At 70.3% G+C, this 19,145-nt stretch carries 21 protein-coding genes and 2 pseudogenes; 13 read left to right on the top strand and 10 right to left on the bottom strand.

The window, feature by feature from the left end; all coding sequences use genetic code 11:
- Positions 1 to 72 precede the first annotated feature (72 nt).
- The 4 genes from ACFY3L_RS43355 (at position 73) to ACFY3L_RS43340 (ending at position 2,425) form a co-directional block, all read left to right on the top strand.
- Positions 73 to 711 carry a hypothetical protein gene (locus tag ACFY3L_RS43355; RefSeq protein WP_389338714.1) on the top strand — a complete coding sequence of 213 codons (639 nt, stop codon included), beginning with the start codon at positions 73 to 75 and terminating at the stop codon, positions 709 to 711.
- The gene (locus ACFY3L_RS43350) at positions 708 to 1,055 is read left to right on the top strand and encodes a hypothetical protein (protein ID WP_389338711.1); all 348 of its coding nucleotides are present in this window, start codon (positions 708 to 710) and stop codon (positions 1,053 to 1,055) included. The genes ACFY3L_RS43355 and ACFY3L_RS43350 overlap by 4 nt, the downstream gene beginning before the upstream one ends.
- Before the next feature lie 101 nt (positions 1,056 to 1,156).
- Entirely contained in the window at positions 1,157 to 1,435 is a 279-nt protein-coding gene (locus ACFY3L_RS43345; RefSeq protein WP_389338708.1) for a hypothetical protein, read from the top strand.
- 405 nt (positions 1,436 to 1,840) lie between these two features.
- On the top strand, positions 1,841 to 2,425 hold the full coding sequence (locus ACFY3L_RS43340; protein WP_389338706.1) for a transposase family protein: 585 nt from the start codon (positions 1,841 to 1,843) through the stop codon (positions 2,423 to 2,425).
- Between the two features lie 150 nt (positions 2,426 to 2,575).
- On the opposite strand, the gene ACFY3L_RS43335 is transcribed toward ACFY3L_RS43340, so the two are convergent.
- Both ACFY3L_RS43335 and ACFY3L_RS43330 read right to left on the bottom strand, forming a co-directional pair.
- Positions 2,576 to 3,418 (bottom strand): hypothetical protein, encoded by an 843-nt coding sequence (locus ACFY3L_RS43335; RefSeq protein WP_389338703.1) that lies wholly within the window; start codon positions 3,416 to 3,418, stop codon positions 2,576 to 2,578.
- Between the two features lie 428 nt (positions 3,419 to 3,846).
- Positions 3,847 to 4,479, bottom strand: coding sequence for a hypothetical protein (locus ACFY3L_RS43330; RefSeq protein ID WP_389338700.1), 633 nt, complete (start codon positions 4,477 to 4,479; stop codon positions 3,847 to 3,849).
- Between the two features lie 262 nt (positions 4,480 to 4,741).
- Between ACFY3L_RS43330 and ACFY3L_RS43325 the strand changes: the two genes are divergently transcribed.
- Together ACFY3L_RS43325 and ACFY3L_RS43320 are read left to right on the top strand one after the other, a co-directional pair.
- Entirely contained in the window at positions 4,742 to 6,472 is a 1,731-nt protein-coding gene (locus ACFY3L_RS43325; RefSeq protein ID WP_389338697.1) for a histidine kinase, read from the top strand.
- Positions 6,469 to 7,116, top strand: coding sequence for a response regulator (locus tag ACFY3L_RS43320; RefSeq protein WP_389338694.1), 648 nt, complete (start codon positions 6,469 to 6,471; stop codon positions 7,114 to 7,116). The genes ACFY3L_RS43325 and ACFY3L_RS43320 overlap by 4 nt, the downstream gene beginning before the upstream one ends.
- A gap of 113 nt (positions 7,117 to 7,229) precedes the next feature.
- Here the strand turns inward: ACFY3L_RS43320 and ACFY3L_RS43315 are convergent, their stop codons facing one another.
- Complete coding sequence (locus ACFY3L_RS43315; RefSeq protein WP_389338691.1) at positions 7,230 to 8,264, bottom strand: hypothetical protein; 1,035 nt, start codon at positions 8,262 to 8,264, stop codon at positions 7,230 to 7,232.
- Between ACFY3L_RS43315 and ACFY3L_RS43310 the strand changes: the two are divergent.
- A pseudogene (locus tag ACFY3L_RS43310) lies at positions 8,258 to 9,175 on the top strand (transposase); the annotation flags it as partial. The gene ACFY3L_RS43315 and the pseudogene ACFY3L_RS43310 sit on opposite strands and share 7 nt — an antisense overlap.
- Positions 9,176 to 9,266: 91 nt before the next feature.
- Here the strand turns inward: ACFY3L_RS43310 and ACFY3L_RS43305 are convergent.
- The gene (locus tag ACFY3L_RS43305; RefSeq protein ID WP_389338688.1) at positions 9,267 to 9,590 is read right to left on the bottom strand and encodes a hypothetical protein; all 324 of its coding nucleotides are present in this window, start codon (positions 9,588 to 9,590) and stop codon (positions 9,267 to 9,269) included.
- Positions 9,591 to 9,743: 153 nt separating this feature from the next.
- Between ACFY3L_RS43305 and ACFY3L_RS43300 the strand changes: the two are divergent.
- Together ACFY3L_RS43300 and ACFY3L_RS43295 are read left to right on the top strand one after the other, a co-directional pair.
- Positions 9,744 to 9,848, top strand: a pseudogene (locus ACFY3L_RS43300) (IS5/IS1182 family transposase); the annotation flags it as partial.
- Positions 9,849 to 10,014: 166 nt separating this feature from the next.
- On the top strand, positions 10,015 to 10,194 hold the full coding sequence (locus ACFY3L_RS43295) for a hypothetical protein (protein WP_389338686.1): 180 nt from the start codon (positions 10,015 to 10,017) through the stop codon (positions 10,192 to 10,194).
- A 208-nt stretch (positions 10,195 to 10,402) separates the two neighbouring features.
- Here ACFY3L_RS43295 and ACFY3L_RS43290 read toward each other — a convergent pair whose 3' ends face one another.
- The 3 genes from ACFY3L_RS43290 to ACFY3L_RS43280 are packed head-to-tail and all read right to left on the bottom strand — an operon-like array spanning position 10,403 to position 11,183.
- A complete protein-coding gene (locus ACFY3L_RS43290; protein ID WP_389338889.1) occupies positions 10,403 to 10,762 on the bottom strand; it encodes a GH25 family lysozyme in 360 nt (119 codons plus the stop codon).
- The gene (locus ACFY3L_RS43285) at positions 10,737 to 11,051 is read right to left on the bottom strand and encodes a GH25 family lysozyme (protein ID WP_389338683.1); all 315 of its coding nucleotides are present in this window, start codon (positions 11,049 to 11,051) and stop codon (positions 10,737 to 10,739) included. Before ACFY3L_RS43285 ends, ACFY3L_RS43290 begins: the two co-directional genes overlap by 26 nt.
- Positions 11,052 to 11,054: 3 nt before the next feature.
- Positions 11,055 to 11,183: a hypothetical protein gene (locus ACFY3L_RS43280; protein ID WP_389338680.1), complete on the bottom strand. Its 129-nt coding sequence runs from the start codon at positions 11,181 to 11,183 to the stop codon at positions 11,055 to 11,057.
- A 252-nt stretch (positions 11,184 to 11,435) separates the two neighbouring features.
- On the opposite strand from ACFY3L_RS43280, the gene ACFY3L_RS43275 reads away from it, so the two are divergent.
- The gene (locus ACFY3L_RS43275) at positions 11,436 to 12,032 is read left to right on the top strand and encodes a hypothetical protein (protein WP_389338678.1); all 597 of its coding nucleotides are present in this window, start codon (positions 11,436 to 11,438) and stop codon (positions 12,030 to 12,032) included.
- Between the two features lie 88 nt (positions 12,033 to 12,120).
- Here the strand turns inward: ACFY3L_RS43275 and ACFY3L_RS43270 are convergent, their stop codons facing one another.
- The 3 genes from ACFY3L_RS43270 to ACFY3L_RS43260 all read right to left on the bottom strand — a co-directional run bounded on the left by ACFY3L_RS43270 (position 12,121) and on the right by ACFY3L_RS43260 (position 14,666).
- Positions 12,121 to 12,417 (bottom strand): VOC family protein, encoded by a 297-nt coding sequence (locus ACFY3L_RS43270; RefSeq protein ID WP_389338886.1) that lies wholly within the window; start codon positions 12,415 to 12,417, stop codon positions 12,121 to 12,123.
- A 198-nt stretch (positions 12,418 to 12,615) separates the two neighbouring features.
- The gene (locus ACFY3L_RS43265) at positions 12,616 to 13,560 is read right to left on the bottom strand and encodes a M15 family metallopeptidase (RefSeq protein ID WP_389338675.1); all 945 of its coding nucleotides are present in this window, start codon (positions 13,558 to 13,560) and stop codon (positions 12,616 to 12,618) included.
- A gap of 95 nt (positions 13,561 to 13,655) precedes the next feature.
- Positions 13,656 to 14,666 carry a LacI family DNA-binding transcriptional regulator gene (locus tag ACFY3L_RS43260; RefSeq protein ID WP_389338672.1) on the bottom strand — a complete coding sequence of 337 codons (1,011 nt, stop codon included), beginning with the start codon at positions 14,664 to 14,666 and terminating at the stop codon, positions 13,656 to 13,658.
- A 161-nt stretch (positions 14,667 to 14,827) separates the two neighbouring features.
- On the opposite strand from ACFY3L_RS43260, the gene ACFY3L_RS43255 reads away from it, so the two are divergent.
- The 3 genes from ACFY3L_RS43255 (at position 14,828) to ACFY3L_RS43245 (ending at position 19,145) form a co-directional block, all read left to right on the top strand.
- A complete protein-coding gene (locus ACFY3L_RS43255; RefSeq protein WP_389338669.1) occupies positions 14,828 to 16,651 on the top strand; it encodes a glycoside hydrolase family 127 protein in 1,824 nt (607 codons plus the stop codon).
- Positions 16,652 to 16,836: 185 nt separating this feature from the next.
- Entirely contained in the window at positions 16,837 to 17,838 is a 1,002-nt protein-coding gene (locus ACFY3L_RS43250) for a LacI family DNA-binding transcriptional regulator (protein ID WP_389338666.1), read from the top strand.
- Positions 17,839 to 17,879: 41 nt separating this feature from the next.
- Positions 17,880 to 19,145 (top strand): ABC transporter substrate-binding protein, encoded by a 1,266-nt coding sequence (locus tag ACFY3L_RS43245; RefSeq protein WP_389338663.1) that lies wholly within the window; start codon positions 17,880 to 17,882, stop codon positions 19,143 to 19,145.

The following is a 19,145-nucleotide window of genomic DNA, read 5'->3' as shown; positions in this document are numbered from 1 at the left end:
TGGTCGTTTGAGTGTGCCGGATGAGTGTTTTCCCGGACGACGACCCGCCCCGACGCGGCCTACGGTCGCCGCATGATGACCGTTCGCACCTTGGGCCGGCTCTGCGTGGCCGGCGGGTTGATCGGGGCGGCCGGCGGGTTGGTCACCGCGTTCGTTCCCCCCGCGGTCGCCGCCGACCGGTTCAGCTATCCGTATCCGCCCGGCTGGTTCCTGGGTGCCCAGACCGTCTTCCTCGTCAGCCACGTTCTGATGGCCGCCGGCGTGCTGGGTGTGCTCCGGGCCGGTGTTGCCGGCCCCGACCGGTTCGCCGCCCGGGGCGGCGTCGTGTCGCTGGCTGGCCTGGCCACCCTGTCGGCGTGCGAGGCGGCCGCCATGTTCCTGCTGAACGCGTCCATGTCGTCGGCCGCGGTGGGATGGCTCAACGCCGGCTACGGGCTGGCCGCGCTGCTGACCGGCGCCGGCCCGGTGTTGCTCGGCATCGCCGTCGCCCGCACACACGCTTGGCGCGGCTGGCGCCGGTGGATCGTGCTCGCCTGCGGCGTGGAACTGCTCGCCGCGATGCCCGCCATCGCCGGCCCATTCCTGGCCGGACGGCTCGCGCTGACCGTCTGGGCCGCGCTCTACACCGCGCTCGGGATCGCTCTGTCCCGGCCGGCCGTCACCGTCTCGGCGCGGACCGTGCCGACCCTTGTCTACCAGGAGTTGCCATGAACACGACCACCAGGTGGGGCCTCGCCCTCGCCGTACTTCTCGGCCTGCTGGACATCGCCGGCGTCAGCGGCGTGTGGGCAGACGACGGGCCGCCGGCCGCGATCGCGATCGGCGGTGGGCTGCTCGGGCTCGTCACCATCGTGGCCGTGATCCTCGCCGGGCGGCGCGGCGCGATCCCTACGGTGATCATCTCGCGGGTGCTCTCCGGGCTGCTCAGCCTGCCGGTGTACTGGGCGGAGAACGCGCCGGAGTGGTCGAAGTTCGTCGTCGGGATCGCGCTCGCGGTCACCGTGGCGGCGGTCGCGCTGCTTACCGCCGGCCGCCGAGGCCCCCGCCCGGCCTGAGCCCAGCCGACCAATGGCAGACCGGCCGGCCCTGCCGACATCCACCTACACAGATTTCGACGCCGTGCGCGGCTGTCACCTCGTCTGACAGGAGAACCAATATGATCGCCAGGGTCGCCCTGTGGGAACCGATGCCAACCGACGACCGCGACTGGGTCATCGAGGCCGCCGCCGCCGTTGCGGGGGTGCGCGCCACCTACCACCTGCTCGACCCGGCAACCGGCAACGGCCTTTCGATCGCGGTCTTCGACAACGACGAAGCCGCCGCAGCGGCCGGCGTCGCGATCCGGCGCCGAGCCGCCGACATCGGGTGGAACGACCAGCCCCGCCCACGGTTCGTCTCGGAGACCTACTACCAGGTCATCCGGGGCAAGCCGTAAGCATCGAGGCCCCGCTTCAGCCTGCAGTCCGCAGCGCTGCACCAGGGACGCGACCTTCCGGACGGTCTCGCCGCCACGACAACAGGCCGACGGGCACGGACGACGCGAGGGCCAACGCCGCCTCCGCCGGATGTTGCCCGTCGGCCACGCTCCAACGCCGAATCGGCAACAGACATCTCCCGAGATCGGAGGCTGCACGAATGTCACCGATGGAGAGGACTTCGCGCCGCGGGTCGCAGGCGGTGACGCTGTCCGCGTCGCACCGGCTGTCCACCGTCCGCGTCGCCGATCTGATCGTAGTGGTGCACGACGGTGCGGTGGTGCAGACCGGCACCCACGAGCAGCATTTGGCGCCTGTGACGGGACGTATCGCGACCTGTACGACCGGGTCGCATTCCGGCGAGAATGCCACCCTCCCCCAGATGCGCCCCCGGTATGTCGGCGGACATCACAGCACTCATCACCACATCAGCGTCACGGGCTGCTGCCGCCGGGCTGTCAGCCCCGACAGCCCCCAGCGCCGTCATCGCAATCCATCGATGCCTGGTACTCCGGAAAGCACCGCACCTTCGGCGCGAACATTCAAGCCGTCATGCGCCCGGACGGACGGCCGATCCGGACCTCGCCGGCGATGTCGGGGCACCTGCACGACTTCACCTGTGCCCAACACCTGGACATCATCGGCGCCGTGTCTGGGCCGCGTCCACATTGGACCTAAAGACCCTGGCCGACTCCGGCTACGACGGTGCCGGGCAGGGCATCCACGCCCCCTACGAGCAGCCGGGCGACGGCCGGCCGCTCGCAGCCGACAACCGCGCCCACAACCTGCTGCTGCGCTCGATGCGCCGCCTCGGCGAACGCGGCTTCGCCATCCTCACCGGACGCTGGCGGACACTACGCCACACCACCGCCAACCCTCGCGCGCTCGGCGACATCGTCGCCGCAGCGCTACATCTGGCCCCGCGACCATCCCGACTACGGAGACCATGACCCAGGCGGCGAAGCCGACGACGACGAACTCGAGATCGATGAGGACTGAGGTGGCCACTGCAGCAGGTTCTGTAGCTGGCTGGTGGTGCACCAACGCGACTGGAGGTGACCGCCGCGTGCCGCGGCCGCTCCCCGCGCCCGAGCCCCGGCTCAGCGTGCGTCGCGGCTCCGGCGCGGCGGGGTACGCCCGGGCGCCACCCGGCGGCGCGGCCCGTCGAAGTCATCCAGCTCGCCATCACCCGACTCCCGCTCGTCCCAGCCGTCCGGGTCGTCGCTCTCCCGCTCATCCGGCTCGTCCCAGTCATCGCGCTCGCCGAGATCGGCGCGGTGCCCGTCGTCGGGCTGGTCGCGGTCTCCGTCATTCTCGTCGCGTTGCTCGTCGAGCCAGCCCTGACGTTGTTCGTCCCGTTGAGTCGTGGCGCGGCGGCGCCGTGTCGGGCGGCCCTCGGCACCGACCGCCGACCTCGCGTCGATCGCGGGGGCCGCTCGACGCACGGTGTCTTCGCCGGCGGCCACACCCTCGGTGGCGCGCGCGGCCGCGTCGCCGAGCCGCCGGCTCGTCTTGCCGACCGCCGCGCCGGCTTCTCGCACCGTTTGGCTCGCGCCCCGCATCGTTTCCGGCAACGCCTGTGCCGCACCGCCACCCACCTCACGCGCGGTCGTGCCCACGTCACGGACCAGGCTCTGCACGAGTCCCGGGTTCGAATCGATCGTGTCGAGAACCCTGGTGATAATCCGGGTGAGGTTCTTCAGGCGGACCTTGAGCAGCGCCGTGGCCTCCACGCCGCGCAGGTCGAGCTGAACCCGGCCCAGATCGGCATCGATGCCGATATTCAGCCGGAGCAGGTTGAGCACCTCCGCGTTCAGCGACACCCGGGCGCGCAGCTGCTCAACCTCGATGTTCAGTTCCTCGACCTTGAGGTTCGACACGTCAACGAGCACGTCTTCCGGCTCCTCGCCGGTGAGCTCGGGACTCGAACGAGGTTCCACCATCGCTTCAGCATCGCAAAGCTGATGACGTGACTTCCCGCAGCCGCGATGACCTCATCCTCGGGTGGGTCAGGCCGGCACCGATGCCGGTGGTGCCGGCGTACGAGTTCGTGTGACGTTGCGCGGTAGTTGGCGGCGGTCAGGTGCAAGTGCCCGCGTCCGCTCTGCGTCAGCTCGCCAGTGGATATCGGGAAGTCGTTCTCGCGGACCTACCCAGCCGCCGTCTTCTTGAGGTCGGAGAGGAGCGCTGCAACCGTCATGGCACACCTTCCTTTCCCTGCCACACGGTCCGTGGATCCGATGTGCAGAGTATTTCCCGGCATGGCGTTGCAGCGGCGATATGGCCAGTTGATCGTGTGCGCGCTGAGCGGGGGAGTCGCGTGAGCCACTCCCGGTGGGAGCGGCTCACGCGGTACCGAGGGGACGGAAGGTCACACGCCGACGGGCTGTGGGGAGCGCACGGCGGGGCTGCGGGCCGCCACAACGGATGCGGCGATCAGCCAGAGCGGGAGCAGCAGGTAGATGACGAACGCCAGCGGGCCGAGCACGCCGATGACGGCGAGGACCACGGTCAGGATGGCGAACCATTTCGGCAGCGTCGCGGTGCGCAGGCCACCGAGGCCGACGCCCCAGAAGGCCGCCACGAGTCCGGCGAGGGCGGGCAGCCAGCCGATCAGGGCGAGCTGGCCGATCGCGGCGGTCGATGCGGCGTCGTGGGCCTTCGCCGCGTTGGTGAGCGCGATCTGGACGATCCCGAGCATGCCGAAGCCGACGGCGGCGACCAGGAGACCGCCGTGCGCGACCGAGGAGTACGTCGACTCGCCGGCCTCCCCCGCACGCAGGGATCGGCGGGCCGCCGCGGCGAAGAGCACCAGCAGCAGGCTGCCGGCGATCAGCGCGAAGCCGGCGACGTAGTTGCGGGTGACCGCGCCGGCGACGATGCTCACCGCCTTCGGGTCAACCGGGTCGTCAGCGGTTCTGGCGGTGACGAGCTGGATGGCCCACGCGACCCCGGCCAGCGCGCCGGACCAGGGCAGAAGCTTCTCGAACGTGGATGTCGGCATGGACGGTTCCTCTCAGACAGGGCGAGCCGCGATACCGACGACCGTCACCGGAACGCCGCCCCGGCCACACGGTGCAGATGTCCCGGGCCGCCCGGGAACCGTTCCCGGGCGTGCTGACACCCCGGCCGGCGAACGCCAGACTGAGTGGCATGCAACAGGCCGTGGTCTCGCTCGGCGCCGCCGTCCCCGTCGTGGCCGGTCTGCTGGTGCTGCGGTGGCATCCGCGGCATCCGGTCGGCTGGCTGCTGGTGGCACACGGACTGTGCTTCTTCGCAGTGCTGTTTCCCAGGACACGCACACCTCGACCGTCGGCCTCGTCGTCGACCAGATGACGCAGGGCGCATGGGTACTGCTGTTCCTGTGGCTGGTCCTGATCGCCTACCTGCTGCCCGACGGGCGCGCGGCGAACCGGTACTGGCGCTGGTGGATCCGGTTCGGGCTGGCCGGTGTGGTGATCTTCCTGGTCGGTGCGGCCGGCGACCGGCAAGGGTTCGAGGAGAGTCATCGCGGCGCCGCCCCGCCGGTACCGTGGCTGCCTGAATCCGTCTGTGCAGGACTGGGCGTGTTCGGGCTCCTGCTGGTGGTGACGCTCTTCTTCGGCAGCCCGGTCGCCGTCTGGCGGCGGCTGCGACGGGCGCACGACGCGCAACGGCTCCAACTGCTGTGGCTGGTGTGGGGGACGCTGACGGTCCCGGTCGCGCTGCTCGCCGGGTGGGTGAACCACTTCCTGATTCCCGCGGTGCCGCTGTTCCCGGTCACGCTGGCGCTGGTGGCGGTGGTGCTGCCGGTCACTGTTGGTATCGCGATCCTGCGGTACCGGCTGTTCGACATCGAGCTGGTGCTGTCGCGCACACTGACGTACCTGCTCCTGGTCGTCGCGGTCGCCGCCGTCTACGCGCTGCTGCTGCTCGGTGCCGCGCGGTACGTCGGGAGTGACACCGTGGGCGGCCTGCTCGCTGTGGTGGTCGTGGCCGTGACGGTGCATCCGGCGTACTCGTTCCTGCGGCGGCACATCGAGCGGTGGGTGTACGGCCTGCGCTCCGACCCGCGGGCGGCGATCCGGCTGCTCGCCGACCGTGCCGACGCGGCCGACCCGAACGGGCTGCTCGCCGCCGTGGCCGACGCCGTGGCGGCCGCTCTCCGCGTGGACCGGGTACGGGTGGAGAGCTCGGCGTCCCCGGACGACGGCGCACTGCGCGAGCCGATGATGCACCGGGGCGAGCGGGTCGGATACCTCGCCATCGACGTTCCGGCCGGACGGCAGTTCACGCGGCCGGACCTGGATCTGGTGGCGGACCTGGCTCGGTACGCGGCGATCGTGGTCCGGTCCGGGCAGCTCAACGACGAGCTGCGCGAGTCACGCAGCCGCATCGTCGCCGCCCGCGAGGAGGAGCGCCGCCGGCTCCGCCGGGACCTGCACGACGGCGTCGGTCCGTCGCTGGCCGCGGTCGTGCTGAAGCTCAACGCCACCCAGTCCCGGCTGGACCAGGCGGAGCGCAACGCGCTCATCGCCGAGACGCGCGAGGAGGTGAAGGCGGCCATCGCGGAGGTACGGCGGCTGGTCGACGACCTCCGGCCGCCCGCCATCGACGAGGTCGGCCTGCTCGGCGCCGTCCGCCAGCGCGCGTCCGCCCTGACCGGCGAGGTCGCGTTCGAGGTCACCGGGCCGGACACGCTCCCGCCCTTGCCGGCCGCGGTCGAGGTCGTCGCCTTCCGGATCGCCTCCGAGGCGATGACCAACGTCGTCAGACATGCGGGCGCGACCCGCTGCCGTATCGTGGTCGAGGTCGGCGGGTCGTTCGAGCTGACCATCGCCGACAACGGTCACGGTCTCGGCCCGGGCGCGACCAGGGGCATGGGCTGGACGTCGATGCGGGAACGGGCCGCCGAGCTCGGCGGCAGCTGCACGATCACCAGCCGTCCCGAGGGCGGCCTGATCGTCCGGGCAGTCCTGCCGTTGCACGCCAACCAGCCCGAGGAAGTGACGGCATGATCCGGCTGCTCGTCGTCGACGACCACCCAGCCTATCGGCGCGGCCTGGAGCTGATGCTGGCCGGCACCGCCGACATCGAGATCGTCGGCGAGGCCGATACCGGCGACCGCGCTGTCGACGTCGCCGGGTCGGTGGCGCCCGACGTGGTCCTGATGGACATCCGGATGCCCGGCCTGGACGGCATCGAGGCGACCCGCAGGCTCGTCCGGTCCGGCTCGTCCGCAGCCGTTGTGGTGCTCACGATGTTCGAGGACGACGACTCCGTCTTCGCGGCGATGCGCGCCGGAGCCCGCGGCTACCTCCTCAAGGGTGCCGACCAGGACGAGATCGAGCGGGCGATCCGGGCAGCGGCCGCCGGCGAGGCGATCTTCGGCCCACAGATCGCGTCGCGGGTCATCGCCCACTTCGCCACCGGCCCCGGGTCGAGCGCCGCCGCGTTCCCGTCTCTCACCGAGCGGGAGCGCGAGGTGCTGGAGATGGTCGCGGCCGGGAAGGGCAACGCGGCGATCGCGCACGAGCTGATGATCAGCCTCAAGACCGTCCGCAACCACGTCACCAACATCTTCACCAAGCTTCAAGTGTCCGAGCGATCCCAGGCGATCGTGAAGGCCCGCGAGGCCGGTCTCGGCGGCGCCTCACCGTAGGGGAGCGACCTGGGTCTGGACCAGGCTCGGCACGACCACGGTTGAAGCCCTCAAGGCGGGCGGAGGGGCTGGTGCGTTCACCTTCGGCGCTGGTATCACGACCTTGCGGCGCGTCACCGACCGCATCGCCGGCCGGGCACACCGGCTGCCGTCCTCGGCGCTGGGTTACGGAGAGCGCGCCGGCGTGCGCTCGTTCGGCGTAGCCGGGCGGGGCCGGGTGATGACGGTGGCGTCCTGTTCGGTCGGAGTCTTGCCGAGCTGGGGCGGGGCCTGTCCTGTACGGGCGTGGTTGTGCGGCGCCGGTCCCAGTGCTTCAGGACCTTCTCCCACAGCAGGACCTTGTCGTGTGATTCCTGCGGCACGAGGACCTGGGCGAGGGACAGCACGAAGGTGAACAGCAGGCCGAGGACGGCGATCGCCAGGACCGCGCCCCAGGGGACGCCGGCGAACTGGAACATGCCGCCCACCAAGCCGGTGACTACGGAGCCACCGACGAGCGTGCCCGGCTTCATGCCGCGCTCCGTCGGGCCGCGGCGATCGGGCGGCGCCCCTGCGGGGCCGGCCTTGGACCATTTGATGTACGCGCGGGGGTAGACGAAGGCGCAGGTGCCGATGAGGTAGGTGCGCAGCGACGCGTTGCGGAGCGACGCCTTCCACTTGTGCTTGCCGATGGCGTTGTCCCGGAAGCTCTCCACTGCCGCGGCGATGATGTCCACGGCGAGCGCGGTGCGCTCCTCGTCGGAGTTGCGCAGCACGACCATGTCCTCGGCGCGCATCGTGATGCCGCGGTCGGGAGCGTAGCGCTGCAGCACCTGGTTCATCCGGTTCCGCTTCAGGAACGCCTTGATCACCGGCAGGGCGTACAGCCACAGGTCGTCGAACAGCCGGCGGGTGGCGTGGCCGTCCCAGGTTCGGCCCAGCGTCAGCTCGAAGCGGACCTGCTGCGCGAGCCGGTGATCGGTGAGCCGGTACTCCGCCAGCGTGCGGTCGGAGGTCGTCTCCAACTCGATGTCGTCCTCGACCTGACGTAGCAGGTCGGCGATCGGGTCGCGCGGCTCGAGGTTCCGGCGAACGCGGGGCAGGTCTTCGACAGTGCGAACAATAGGGGCCGCACTGCCCTTCGGTCTGGCGCTGTCGTATGAGGGCATGCCCCTCGGCTATGCGCATCGTCGGGCGGATCAAGGCCGTCGGCGCAGCACCGCGAACACCGTTTCGGGACCGGACCCGCGCGGCCCGGCGACGGGTCCGGTCCATCGCCACGCACCTGAGACTGCGCAACGCCCAAGCCCGCGACGAGGCGCAGGCCACCATCGCCCGCATCACCGCCGAACTCGCCGGCCTGGCCGGGCAGACCTCGGCAGAGGCCCGCTCCGTGTTACGCAGCGCTCGCCGCGCCCTGACCCGGACCACCGGCCGGGCAGCAGGACGACTTCGACGCGCTGTCAACGAACTCGCCGTCATGATCCGACGCACAGACACCGTGATCTCGCAGGCGCGGATCCGGCTGGCCGGCGGCAAACCGGACTCCGCAACCCGCGTCGTGAGCCTGCACGACCCTGACGCCCGCCCGATCGTCAAGGGACGCCTCGGCAGACCCATCGAGTTCGGGTTCAAAGCGCAGATCGTCGACAACGCCGACGGCATCGTCCTGGACCACACCGTCGAGGAAGGCAACCCAGCCGACGCCCCGCAATTGACGCCGGCGATCGAACGGATCACCCGCCGCACCGACCGAACCCCACGAGCGGTGACCGCGGACCGCGGCTACGGCGAAGCCGCCGTCGAGACCGAACTGCACGCCGCAGGCGTGACAACCGTGGCCATCCCACGCAGAGGCCGGCCGGGCGCCGCCCGGCAAACCCACGAACGGCAACCCGGCTTCCGACGCCTCGTCAATTGGCGAACCGGCTGCGAAGGCCGCATCAGCCACCTCAAACACCGATACGACCTGCACCGCACCCGCCTCGACGGACTCACCGGCGCCCGCATCTGGTGCGGCTACGGCATCCTCGCCCACAACCTCACCAAAGTCACCGCCCTCGCCGCCGCCAAAGCCTGAACTCAAACCCGGCGACCATCCCCCGCCACCACGACGACCGCACCACGACGCAACCTCACCGCACGCGATCCACCTATTTCAGGTCGAAGTATTAGCGGAGCTGGACCGCCGTGCCGATGATCACGGCCCCGCCCGCGATGCCCGAGGTCGTCGACACGCTGCCGACGCCGACCCATGGCCCGTAGGACGTGTAGACGTCCGGCGGCAGCCAGGGGTTGACGAACTTCCAATTGACGACGATCCGGTGTTCGCCGGTACCTGCGGTACACAGGCTGGAATACTGGTTCGTGCTGTTGTCTCGGCTTATGGCGCAGTCGCTCGGCACCGCCGACGCCGACTGGGCGACCGCGGCGTCGATCGCGAGGGCCAGCAGCACCGCAGTGCCGAACGACGCGGCCCGTGTCCCAAGATTCATCCGAACCCCCAAACCGACCAATACGACTTCGAGCGGCGACCACGGGCGCCGATGCACGCGGCAACGCAACAGCTCAACGTGATCGCATCGTATCGTGTGCATCGACCGTCAGCAATGTTGGAAGGGTCGCTTCGCTGAGCGGTGGCCGACTAGGCCGGACCATCCCCAGTGGACAGACGCAAGGGTGGCCTGAAACGTTCGACCGCCACCGAGGGCGCCGGTGTCCTCCTTGGGATCGTCTCCGCGGGTGCCAACCAGGACGGGGCACGGGTCGACGAGCGCTACCCGGCGGGGCCGGGCCAGGCCCTGCTGCGCGTAGCGGGCGGGTGCAGGGCTTCGCTGCCGAATCCCGATTGGAAACGCTCCAGCTGATGAGTGGGCGGTGGGGTGCTGTCAGTTGGTGGCGTCGGCGATGATGTTGGCGATGGCGACCCGGGTGGGGTCTGGGTTGGCCCAGCTCCAGTTCGGGTGGGCGCGGTTGGTGAGCAGGACCAGGACGATCCGGCCCGGCCTCTTCGGCTACGACCTGCTGCTGGAAGAACGCCGTCACGCACTCCTACCGGAGCCGAGCGCACCGCCCGGCACGGGCCACGCCACCGCGTAGCCCGGCGAACGGTAGTGCCGAGCCCATCCGACGCCTGTCGCACACCACTGCCGACTGCCTTACGCGGTCGAGGTGATGGCGAGCATTGACGGAGTTGAATGAGGCAAGCGGGCCGGAAATCGGGATGATCAGGACCGCCGGTCTGGCCATGTGTCGCCACGGACCGGGGTGTCGTTGCCGGTGTGGAGTGAGTGTCTTACCGACTTTGTCATGGGCAGACCTCGATGAATGGTTCATCTGAAGTATAGGTGTACCACTCGTTGCTGGTGATGCCACCAGCCTGGGCACACCTCGACCGTGCCGTCGTCCGGATCAACCTCCACGTGGAGGTATCCCTCGTCGAAGCGGAACCGCCCGTGCACGGATTCCACCAGTACGTGTTGGTGTAGATCATCGGTTTCCGGCCGATCCTGGCTTGGATCCGGTCGATGAACGCACGGATCCAGGCGCGCGTCTGTTGCGGGTTCAGGTTGTAGCAGTCGTCGATGCGTATGCCGGCGTAAGGCCATTCCAGGTCGACGAACGGCACCAGGGTCTGCGCGTCACGAGTGAATCCGGCGTGACGCAGGAAGTGCTCGGCCTGGCCGACGGGGTTGCCGCGATCGGGGCGGGGCGTAGACGTAGGCGCCGACGTACCGGCCGACGGCCCGGGCGGCCGCGTAGTCGGCGACGAAGTGCGGGTTCATGTACGTTGTGCCCTCCGTGGGCTTGACATAGACGAACTGGCTCCCCGCGGCCACTTCGGTACGCCAGTGCACGGTGAAGCGCCGGTGGTCGTGGCTGGAGAGGTCGATGCCGCCGACCGGGTAGCGGGCCGGGCGACCGGCCAGGATCTCGGCCACCGCCTGCGGCGACACCGGCTACAGGGGCGGCAGCGTGGTCTGTCTCAGTGGTGCGGAGTTCACCGCCCACACGGCGCTGGTGAGCAGGATGAGTGTGATCGCGACGGCGCGGCGCCGGCGGGGCGGCATCGCCGCGCGACGTCGCACAGTCGTTGCCATATGGCGATCAGGCGCTCCGGCATCATCTCAGTGTGCATGCCAGGCCGAGCACGGAAGGAGCGCGCAAGACCGGTAGATGAGTCGAACACGCCGAGTTACTGGCGCGGGGCACAGGGAAGAGAACAGCGGATGGTGTCGGCCAGGAGGTGTTCCGTGCTGATGAAGGATGTCCGGGCGCCGGACGCGGTTCCGATGTTGTCGCGAGGCAAGCATCGCCATCCGGGCAAGGGTGCCTGCTTCATGGAACTGGCGTCGTTTCTGGCCGGTGGGCGGTGGAGCGACCATCCGGTCTGCACCCACCCGTTGCTCGCCGGGGTGGCCCGTCTCGTCAACGACAACACCTCCGATGCCGGCCGTCAGCAGCTGGCCGGCCTGGTCCCGTCGGTGATCGGGTTGGTCAGTGCCGACCTGCGCGTCGACGCGCGGATCGCGCTCCGGCTGGCGACGGCGGCGCTGCCGGTCGTGGCCGCGGAGCGGCAGTGCGCCATGGCGGTCTCCGTGCTGGCCTGTGATCACATGCTCGCCGTTCTCGACGGGCGGTCGCCGGACACGCTGGAGGAGCGCTCTCAGGAGGCGCTGGCGCAGGCCCCCAGGGCCACCCGGTGGGCCGGGATGTTCACCCGTGGCGTGCCTGCGGCATCGGCGGCGGCCTTCCGCCGGCGGGTCGCGCCGCACGCCGTCCGCTCGGCGGTGGAAGGGGTCGCCGCGACCTGCACGCCGCATCGGGACCGCCTGCTGCGCGCGCTGCTCGTGGACGCGATCGAGGAGTGCGCCGCCTGGGTCGGGCGGGAGGAGGAGCGTCGCGACGCGCGGTCGTCCGGAGCCGGCCGCAGCTGAGCCGATCAGCTGCGCCGGCAGGTGGCGGCAGCGGCAGCGGTGGCTCGCGTTGCGGTGCTGCGGCCGTCCGGAGCGCCGGCGCCGACGGTCATCGCGGGTCGCGCCGCAGCGGGTGGTCGGCAGGGACCTCGACGAGCACGATCGGCACGCGGTCCGGGTCCTCGATCCACACCTCGACCAGCCCCCACGACTCCCGCCGGGGCTCCCGGAGGACCGTCACCCCCGCGGCCCGCAGGCGCTCGTATTCGGCCCGGACGTCACGGACCTGCAGCCACAACCGCAGCGGTCCGCCGGGCTCGTCGTGCGAACCGGACACTTCGAGGAGCCCCTGGCCGAGGAAGAAGACCACGCCCGGGTGCTCGGCCGGTCCGAATTCACGGTAGATCGCCAGGCCGAGGATGTCGCGGTAGAAGCTCCTGCTGCGCCCGAATCGGCCGGGCGCAGCAGAATGCGGCTGCTCAGTACCTCCACGGCTCGGTCATCCCCGCCCTCCGGCCACTCCGCAGCGGATCCACGTGGTGCACGCGGCGACCGGTCGGTCGGCGAACGGGCAGGGATGCTCCTCGCCGGTGCGAGGGTGTCGCTACGCCACCGGGAAGTCATAATATGTGCTTGGATACGGCTCGTTGTCGAGCGTGTAGTGCCACCATTCCTTCGGGTAGTTGGTGAACCCGCCTTGTGCCATCAGGCCGGTGAGCAGCGCCCGGTTGTTCCTCGCCAAGCCGCTCAGGCCCGCGGTGATCGTGTGTGCGAGTGGGTCGAAGCAGTCGAAGCCGGTTCCCATGTCGATGCTGTTGTCGGGAAACCGCTGCGCCGCCGGCGCGGTGCAGGGCAGGAGCGGTTCGCCCGTCCGGTAGGAGGGTTCCGCGCGCGAAGGGGTGGCGACCAGTGTCAGGTCCATTGTGCTGCCCCGGCTGTGCGCGGTGGGCCCGCCGATGTATCCGTCGTCGAACAGCACGGATTTGTCGACCTCGGGGTAGAACTCCGCCTTCATCCGCTGGTCGGCTGTCGTCGCCCAGTGCACGAAGTCGTCGACGCCCTGCTGGGGCCGGTAGCAGTCGTACACCTTGAGGCTGTACCCCTTGCTGAGCGCGGTTGTCTGCACCCGGTGCAGCGCCTCGGCGGCCTGGCGGGTGAGCAGGCAGCGTGGCCGCTGGTAGCCGGCGATCGGCCGGCCGACGAAGTTGTGGGCGGTGGCGTAACGGATGTCGGTCAGGATGCTGGGATCGATGTCGGGCAGCGAGACGAATCCCGGCGGGAGCTGAGCCGCGGCGGCCGTGGACGGGCTCGGCGGTGCCGGCGGGGACGTGTCGCCCGCGGCGGGCGGGGACGACTCGCGGGCCGGCGCCGGGATCGTCGGGGCGGGCGGCGGTTGCGTCGGCCGGGCAGGTCCGCCGCACGCGGCGATCAGTGTGCAGGCCACAGCGGCGGCCAGGACGCGGACGCAGTGCCCGGCACGCCGGCGTGCGCCGGCCCCGGTCGCCGCCGCCCGACCGGACGCTGTGGGCCCGCCTGTCGTGAGGTACATGCGCAGATTATTGTGCTTTGTACGGTGGTCGATGCCCGCGAGTCGGAACCCGCAAACGTGCCCTCCGATCAGCGAACGCAACAGCGTCGGCTCGTCTATGGGACGGTTGACCCTCGGACGACGAGGCGACCGGTCTGATGGACGACGCCAGAGCGGGTCTTGCCATCCAAGATCGCGAATAGTTGTCCGACCGCGGTCGCGCCCAACTGCTCGAGGTTGAGGTCGACGGTCGTCAGTGGGGGCCGGCACTCGGTGGCGAAGACCTCCCAGTTGTCGTAGCCGACCAGCGCGACGTCGTCGGGTACATGGCGGCCGAGCTCGCGTAAGGTGTCGGCCGCGCCCGAGGCGATCTGGTCGTTGCCGCAGAAGATCGCATCGATGTCGGGGTGTGCGCTCAGGAGCCGGGCGGCGGCGTGCCGTCCCCAGCGTTGCGACCACTGGCCGAAGAGTGGATCGCCGATGAGTGGCAGGCCGGCGTCGTCGAGGACCTCCCGCAATGCGGCGGCTCGGTCGCGGGCGGCCCGGTAGGTGTCGTCGCCAGTGATGTGGGCGATGCGCTTGCGGCCAAGCGCGACGAGATGCTCGGCGGCAAGGCGGGCGCCGCCGGCGTCGTCGGCGATGACAGACAGGTCGCCGGGGTTGTCGGACTCGCAGTAGGCATAGACGACCGGAACTGGGATGTCGCGCGTGAGTGATTGGCGCAGGTCGTTGGCGTCGCCGAGGATGATGAACCCGTCGACTTGGCGGGCCAGCAACGTTTGAATGTAGTGGCGCCGGCGGATGGCATCGCCGCGGGCATCGCACAGCAGGACGCTCATCTGTTCGTTGCCCAGGGCGTTCTCGGCGCCGAGCAGCACCGGAATCGCAAAGCGGGCGCTGGTCAGCTCGTCGGTGAGCAAACCGATGGTTCGAGTGTTACCGGAGACGAGCCCCCGAGCCAGCACGTTGGGGTAGAAAGCCAACTCCTCCGCGGCCTGCTGCACCCGTAGACGGGTCGCGGGGGCCACCTCGTCGCGCGAGTTGAGCGCCTTCGAGGCGGTGGCGACGGAGACCCCTGCCCGCTTGGCGACGTCGGTCAGGGTCGCCCGCGCGCGTGTTCTGCCCACCGGTTCAGTCCTCTCGAAAACGTTTCGGCGAGCATAGCTGGTGGGTGAGCCTCGCAACGATAGGTGCTGCACGATGGCTGCACGCCAGCCGTTGACAGGGGCGTTCCGCGCTGCCAAGATTCCCGAAAAGGTTTTCGTAACATTTCGGAAAGGTGGTGGCGGTGGCGGCCGTCCCAGGACCCGTTGTGCCCTCAAGCGGGGAGCTGCACCCCGTCGGACTGCACCAGGTGCAGCTCACCGGTGGGTATTGGGGTAAGCGCCAGGCGGTCATTGGCACCGCCACCATCGAGCATTGCCGCGAGTGGCTGGACCGTCTCGGCTGGACGGGCAACTTCCGTGACCCCGACGCTGCGCTGCGCCGCCGCGGGCGTGAGTTCTCCGACTCCGAGGTGTACAAGCTCGCCGAGGCGGCCAGTTGGGAGACCGGCCGGGCCGGCGGCACGGATCACACCGGCTTGCTGTCCGAGCTCGTCGCGCTCGCCGCGGGCGCCCAGGCCGCCGACGGCTACCTGCACACCGGCTACGGGCGGCCTGGCCAGCCGGAGCGGTACAGCGACTTCAATTTCGGTCACGAGCTCTACTGCGCCGGTCATCTGCTGCAGGCCGCGGTGGCCGCGCACCGCACCGGCGCCGCTCCCGAGCTGCTGCAGGTTGCCTGCCGGGTCGCCGACCACGTCTGCGAGCGCTTCGCCCAGGAGGGCTTCTGCGGGCACCCCGAGATCGAGCCCGGCCTCGTCGAGCTCTATCGGCTCACCGGCGAGCGCAGGTACCTCGACATGGCCGTCGCGTTCATCGACCGGCGCGGGCACCGCAGCCTGCCCGAGCACGAGTTCGGATGGCGGTACTTTCAGGACGAGACCCCGATCCGTGCGGCGGAGGTGTTCGGCGGCCACGCCGTGCGAGCCCTGTACCTGGCCTGCGGCGCCGTCGATGTGGCCGTGGAGACCGGCGACGACGAGCTGCTCGCCGCGGTCGTGCGGCAGTTCGACCGCACCGTCGCCCGGCGCACCTACATCACCGGCGGGATGGGCTCGCGCCACCTCGACGAGTCCTTCGGCGACGACTTCGTGCTTCCGCCGGACCGGGCCTACTCCGAGACCTGCGCCGGCGTGGCCACCATCATGCTCGCCCACCGGCTGCTGCTGGCCACCGGCGACACCCGCTATGGCGACATCGTCGATCGGGTGCTGCACAACGTGATCGCCGCCGCGGTGGCCGACGACGGCCGCTCCTTCTTCTACGCCCACACCCTGCATCAGCGCACCCGGCCCGAGACTCCCTCGGCTGAGCATGAGCAGCTGCGCTTCGGCGGTGGCCAGCGCGCGCCGTGGTTCGAGGTTTCCTGTTGCCTGACCAACGTGTCCCGGCTCGTCGCCTCCCTGGGCACCTACTTCGTGACCGCGACCGAGTCCGGCAACGACGCCGGTGTGCAGATTCACCAGTTCGCTCCCATGACCGTCCAGGCCGCGGGCATGCGACTCGAGGTCGACACGGCGTACCCGGACAACGGCACCGTCATCGTCACCGTGGCCGAAGCACCCGCTCAGGAACGGACGATCACACTGCGGGTGCCGGACTGGGCAGGTGGCGGGACCCAGGTCGAGCGACGCGTCTTCGTTCCCGGCGAGCAGATCCGCCTGGACCTGTCCGTGCGGCCTCGATGGACGTTCCCGGACCCGCGCGTGGACGCGGTGCGCGGCTGCGCCGCCGTAGAGGCGGGTCCGATCGTGATGTGCGCCGAGTCGATCGACCAGGAGGACGGCGTCGACCTCGATGAGCTGCAGGTCGACACCAGCGTCGCGCCCGAGGATGGCGCGGTGAAGGGGCGCACCGCCGACCCGGGTGAGGCCAGGTGGCCGTACCATGACCGGCCCGTGCTGGCAGGGCATGTGCAGCCAGTCCTCGTTCCGCTCGTCCCGTATCACCGCTGGGCCCGCCGCGGCCCATCCACGATGCGCGTCTGGCTTCCCATCATCCCGTCCTGACAAGGAGGTGACGCGATGCCACACCCCCGCCGGAAATCTCGGCCGGCACTCGCGTTGACTACCGCTCTCGCCGCCGTCATGCCTCCGCCAGCAGCGACCAGGGGCCCCAGACGATCAGCCTCGGCGGGGCTGCTCGAGGTCAAGGCGTTCGGCTGACCATGCGCACCGTCCGGAGGCCCCCGGCGATGCGGGACGTCGCTCACCTCGCCGGGGTCTCGCACCAGACCGTCTCGCGGGTGGTCAACGACCACCCCAACGTCCGGTCGCAGACCCGGGCCAGGGTCCTGGCCGCGATGCGGGCGTTGGACTATCAGCCCAACATCGCGGCCCGGACCCTGGCCACCAACCGGTCCCAGACGGTCGGCCTCGTCACGTTCAACACGACCCTCTTCGGGCCCTCGTTCATGGTCCACGCCATCGAGCGGGCGGCCCGGGAGGCCGGCTACTTCGTCAGCATCGCCAGCGCCCGGGAGCCCGACGTGCCACAGGTCCGCGACGCCGTGCGGCGCCTGCGCGAGCAGGCCGTCGAGGGCATCGTCACGCTCGCGCCGGTCGCGGCGGCCTGGACGGCGCTGCGGCAGGTGCCCCTGGACGTGCCGATCGTCGGCCTCGGCATCACTGCCGAGGCCGGCGACGACTCCGAGGTCCCCATGGTGGCGATCGACAACGTCGCCGGGGCGGCCCTGGCCACCCGGCATCTGCTCGAACTCGGCCATCGCACCGTCCACCATGTCGCGGGACCGGCGAACTGGCCGGAGGCCAGAGAGCGGATAGCTGGCTGGCGGACAGCGCTGGAGGACGCGGGACGCCCGGCCCCGGCGCCCCTCACGAGCGACTGGAGCGCCGCGGCCGGCTATGCCGCCGGCCGGACCCTCGCGGAGCGGCCGGAGGTGACCGCGGTGTTCTGCGCCAACGACCAGGTGGCCGTCGGCGTCCTGCGCGCGTTGTACGAGGCCGGCCGCTCGGTGCCGCACGCCGTCAGCGTCGTGGGCTTCGACGACATGCCCGAGGCCCCGTACCTCCTGCCGCCGCTCACCACGGTCCGGCAGGACTTTGCCGAGCTGGGCCGGCGCAGCCTGGACCTGCTCGTCGACCAGATCTCGACGGGCTCGCGGCGGGGCGGGGAGTTCCGCTCCGCGCCGAGCCTGATTGTGCGCAGTTCCACGGCGACACCCCTTGCAATCTAAGAACGCTCACAAACAATGGATCACCTGGGAAAGGAACGATCGTGAAACGCTGGATGGGCAGCATCGTCGCTGCGACGCTCTTGCTGGGCGCCGCCGCGTGCGGTGACGACACCAAGGCCGGCACCCCGGCCGACGCGGACAGTGGCACCACGCTCAAGCTGTGGACGCGGGCCGCCACCGAGTCGCAGTCCAAGGCCTACGCGGCCGCGTACAACGCCACTCACAAGAACCAGGTCGAGGTCACCGCGTACCCGAACGAGGAGTATCCGGCCAAGCTCGCGTCCGCCGCCGGTGCCAAGGCATTGCCGGACCTGTTCGCCTCGGACGTGGTGTTCGCGCCGCAGTACGCCTCGCAGGGGCTGTGGCTGGACATCACCGACAAGTTCAACGCGCTGCCGGTCAAGGACAAGGTGGCCCCGGCGCACGTGCGCAACGGCACCTGGAAGGGCAAGAACTACGCCGTCCCGCACACCATCGACATGTCCATCATGCTGTACAACAAGGACCTCTTCGCCAAGGCCGGCCTCGACCCGGAGAAGCCGCCGACGACCCTGCAGGAGTTCGCCGACGACGCCCGCGCCGTGGACAAGCTCGGCGGCGACGTCAACGGCACCTACTTCGGCGGCAACTGCGGTGGCTGCAACGTGTTCACCTTGTGGCCGTCGGTGTGGGCGTCCGGCGGTGACGTGATGAACGCCGAGGGCACCGAGAGCACCGTCAACGGCAAGGCGATGGCCGACGTCTTCGCGCTGTACCGCAAGCTCTACGACGAGGGTGTGGCCGCGCCGGCGTCGAAGGACGAGGCCGGCCCGACGTGGCTCGGCGCGCTGCAGAGCGGCAAGATCGGCATCGCGCCCGGCCCGGCGGCCTGGCTCGGCCTGATCGAGGAGAAGGCGGCGTTCAAGCTCGGGATCGCCCCGATCAGCGGCATCGACGGGGGTGAGTCGACGTTCGTCGGCGGCGACGCGATCGGCATCGGTGCCACCAGCAAGCACGCCGCGCAGGCCTGGGACTTCCTGGCCTGGACCCTCGGCGACGAGGCCCAGGTGGAGGTCGTGGCCAAGAACAAGGGCGTGCCGGTGCGCACGGATCTGGCCGCCAACAAGTACTCCTCCGCCGACCCGCGGATCGTCACCATCAACAATCTCATGGCCAAGGGCCGCACGCCGTACGCGAAGAACTTCAACCTCACCTACAACGACCCGCAGAGCCCGTGGGTGACCGCGTTCCGGGGCGCGCTGTTCGGCGACGCCCGGAAGTCCCTCGACGACGGCGCCACCGCGCTCACCGCCTCCCTGAAGAAGTGA

The sequence above is a fragment of the Dactylosporangium sp. NPDC000521 genome (genome assembly GCF_042898305.1).
GTDB lineage: Bacteria > Actinomycetota > Actinomycetes > Mycobacteriales > Micromonosporaceae > Dactylosporangium.
The sequence above is the reverse complement of the archived record's forward strand: the minus strand, read 5'-3'. Positions and strand labels throughout refer to the sequence as shown.

Bases quoted from the DNA above. Each gene is read 5' to 3' on its own strand.
- ACFY3L_RS43355 (WP_389338714.1), top strand. From the start codon at position 73: ATGATGACCGTTCGCACCTTGGGCCGGCTCTGCGTGGCCGGCGGGTTG.
- ACFY3L_RS43350 (WP_389338711.1), top strand. From the start codon at position 708: ATGAACACGACCACCAGGTGGGGCCTCGCCCTCGCCGTACTTCTCGGC.
- ACFY3L_RS43345 (WP_389338708.1), top strand. From the start codon at position 1,157: ATGATCGCCAGGGTCGCCCTGTGGGAACCGATGCCAACCGACGACCGC.
- ACFY3L_RS43340 (WP_389338706.1), top strand. From the start codon at position 1,841: ATGCCACCCTCCCCCAGATGCGCCCCCGGTATGTCGGCGGACATCACA.
- ACFY3L_RS43335 (WP_389338703.1), bottom strand. From the start codon at position 3,418: ATGGTGGAACCTCGTTCGAGTCCCGAGCTCACCGGCGAGGAGCCGGAA.
- ACFY3L_RS43330 (WP_389338700.1), bottom strand. From the start codon at position 4,479: ATGCCGACATCCACGTTCGAGAAGCTTCTGCCCTGGTCCGGCGCGCTG.
- ACFY3L_RS43320 (WP_389338694.1), top strand. From the start codon at position 6,469: ATGATCCGGCTGCTCGTCGTCGACGACCACCCAGCCTATCGGCGCGGC.
- ACFY3L_RS43315 (WP_389338691.1), bottom strand. From the start codon at position 8,264: ATGCCCTCATACGACAGCGCCAGACCGAAGGGCAGTGCGGCCCCTATT.
- ACFY3L_RS43305 (WP_389338688.1), bottom strand. From the start codon at position 9,590: ATGAATCTTGGGACACGGGCCGCGTCGTTCGGCACTGCGGTGCTGCTG.
- ACFY3L_RS43295 (WP_389338686.1), top strand. From the start codon at position 10,015: ATGGCGACCCGGGTGGGGTCTGGGTTGGCCCAGCTCCAGTTCGGGTGG.
- ACFY3L_RS43275 (WP_389338678.1), top strand. From the start codon at position 11,436: ATGGAACTGGCGTCGTTTCTGGCCGGTGGGCGGTGGAGCGACCATCCG.
- ACFY3L_RS43265 (WP_389338675.1), bottom strand. From the start codon at position 13,560: ATGTACCTCACGACAGGCGGGCCCACAGCGTCCGGTCGGGCGGCGGCG.
- ACFY3L_RS43250 (WP_389338666.1), top strand. From the start codon at position 16,837: ATGCGGGACGTCGCTCACCTCGCCGGGGTCTCGCACCAGACCGTCTCG.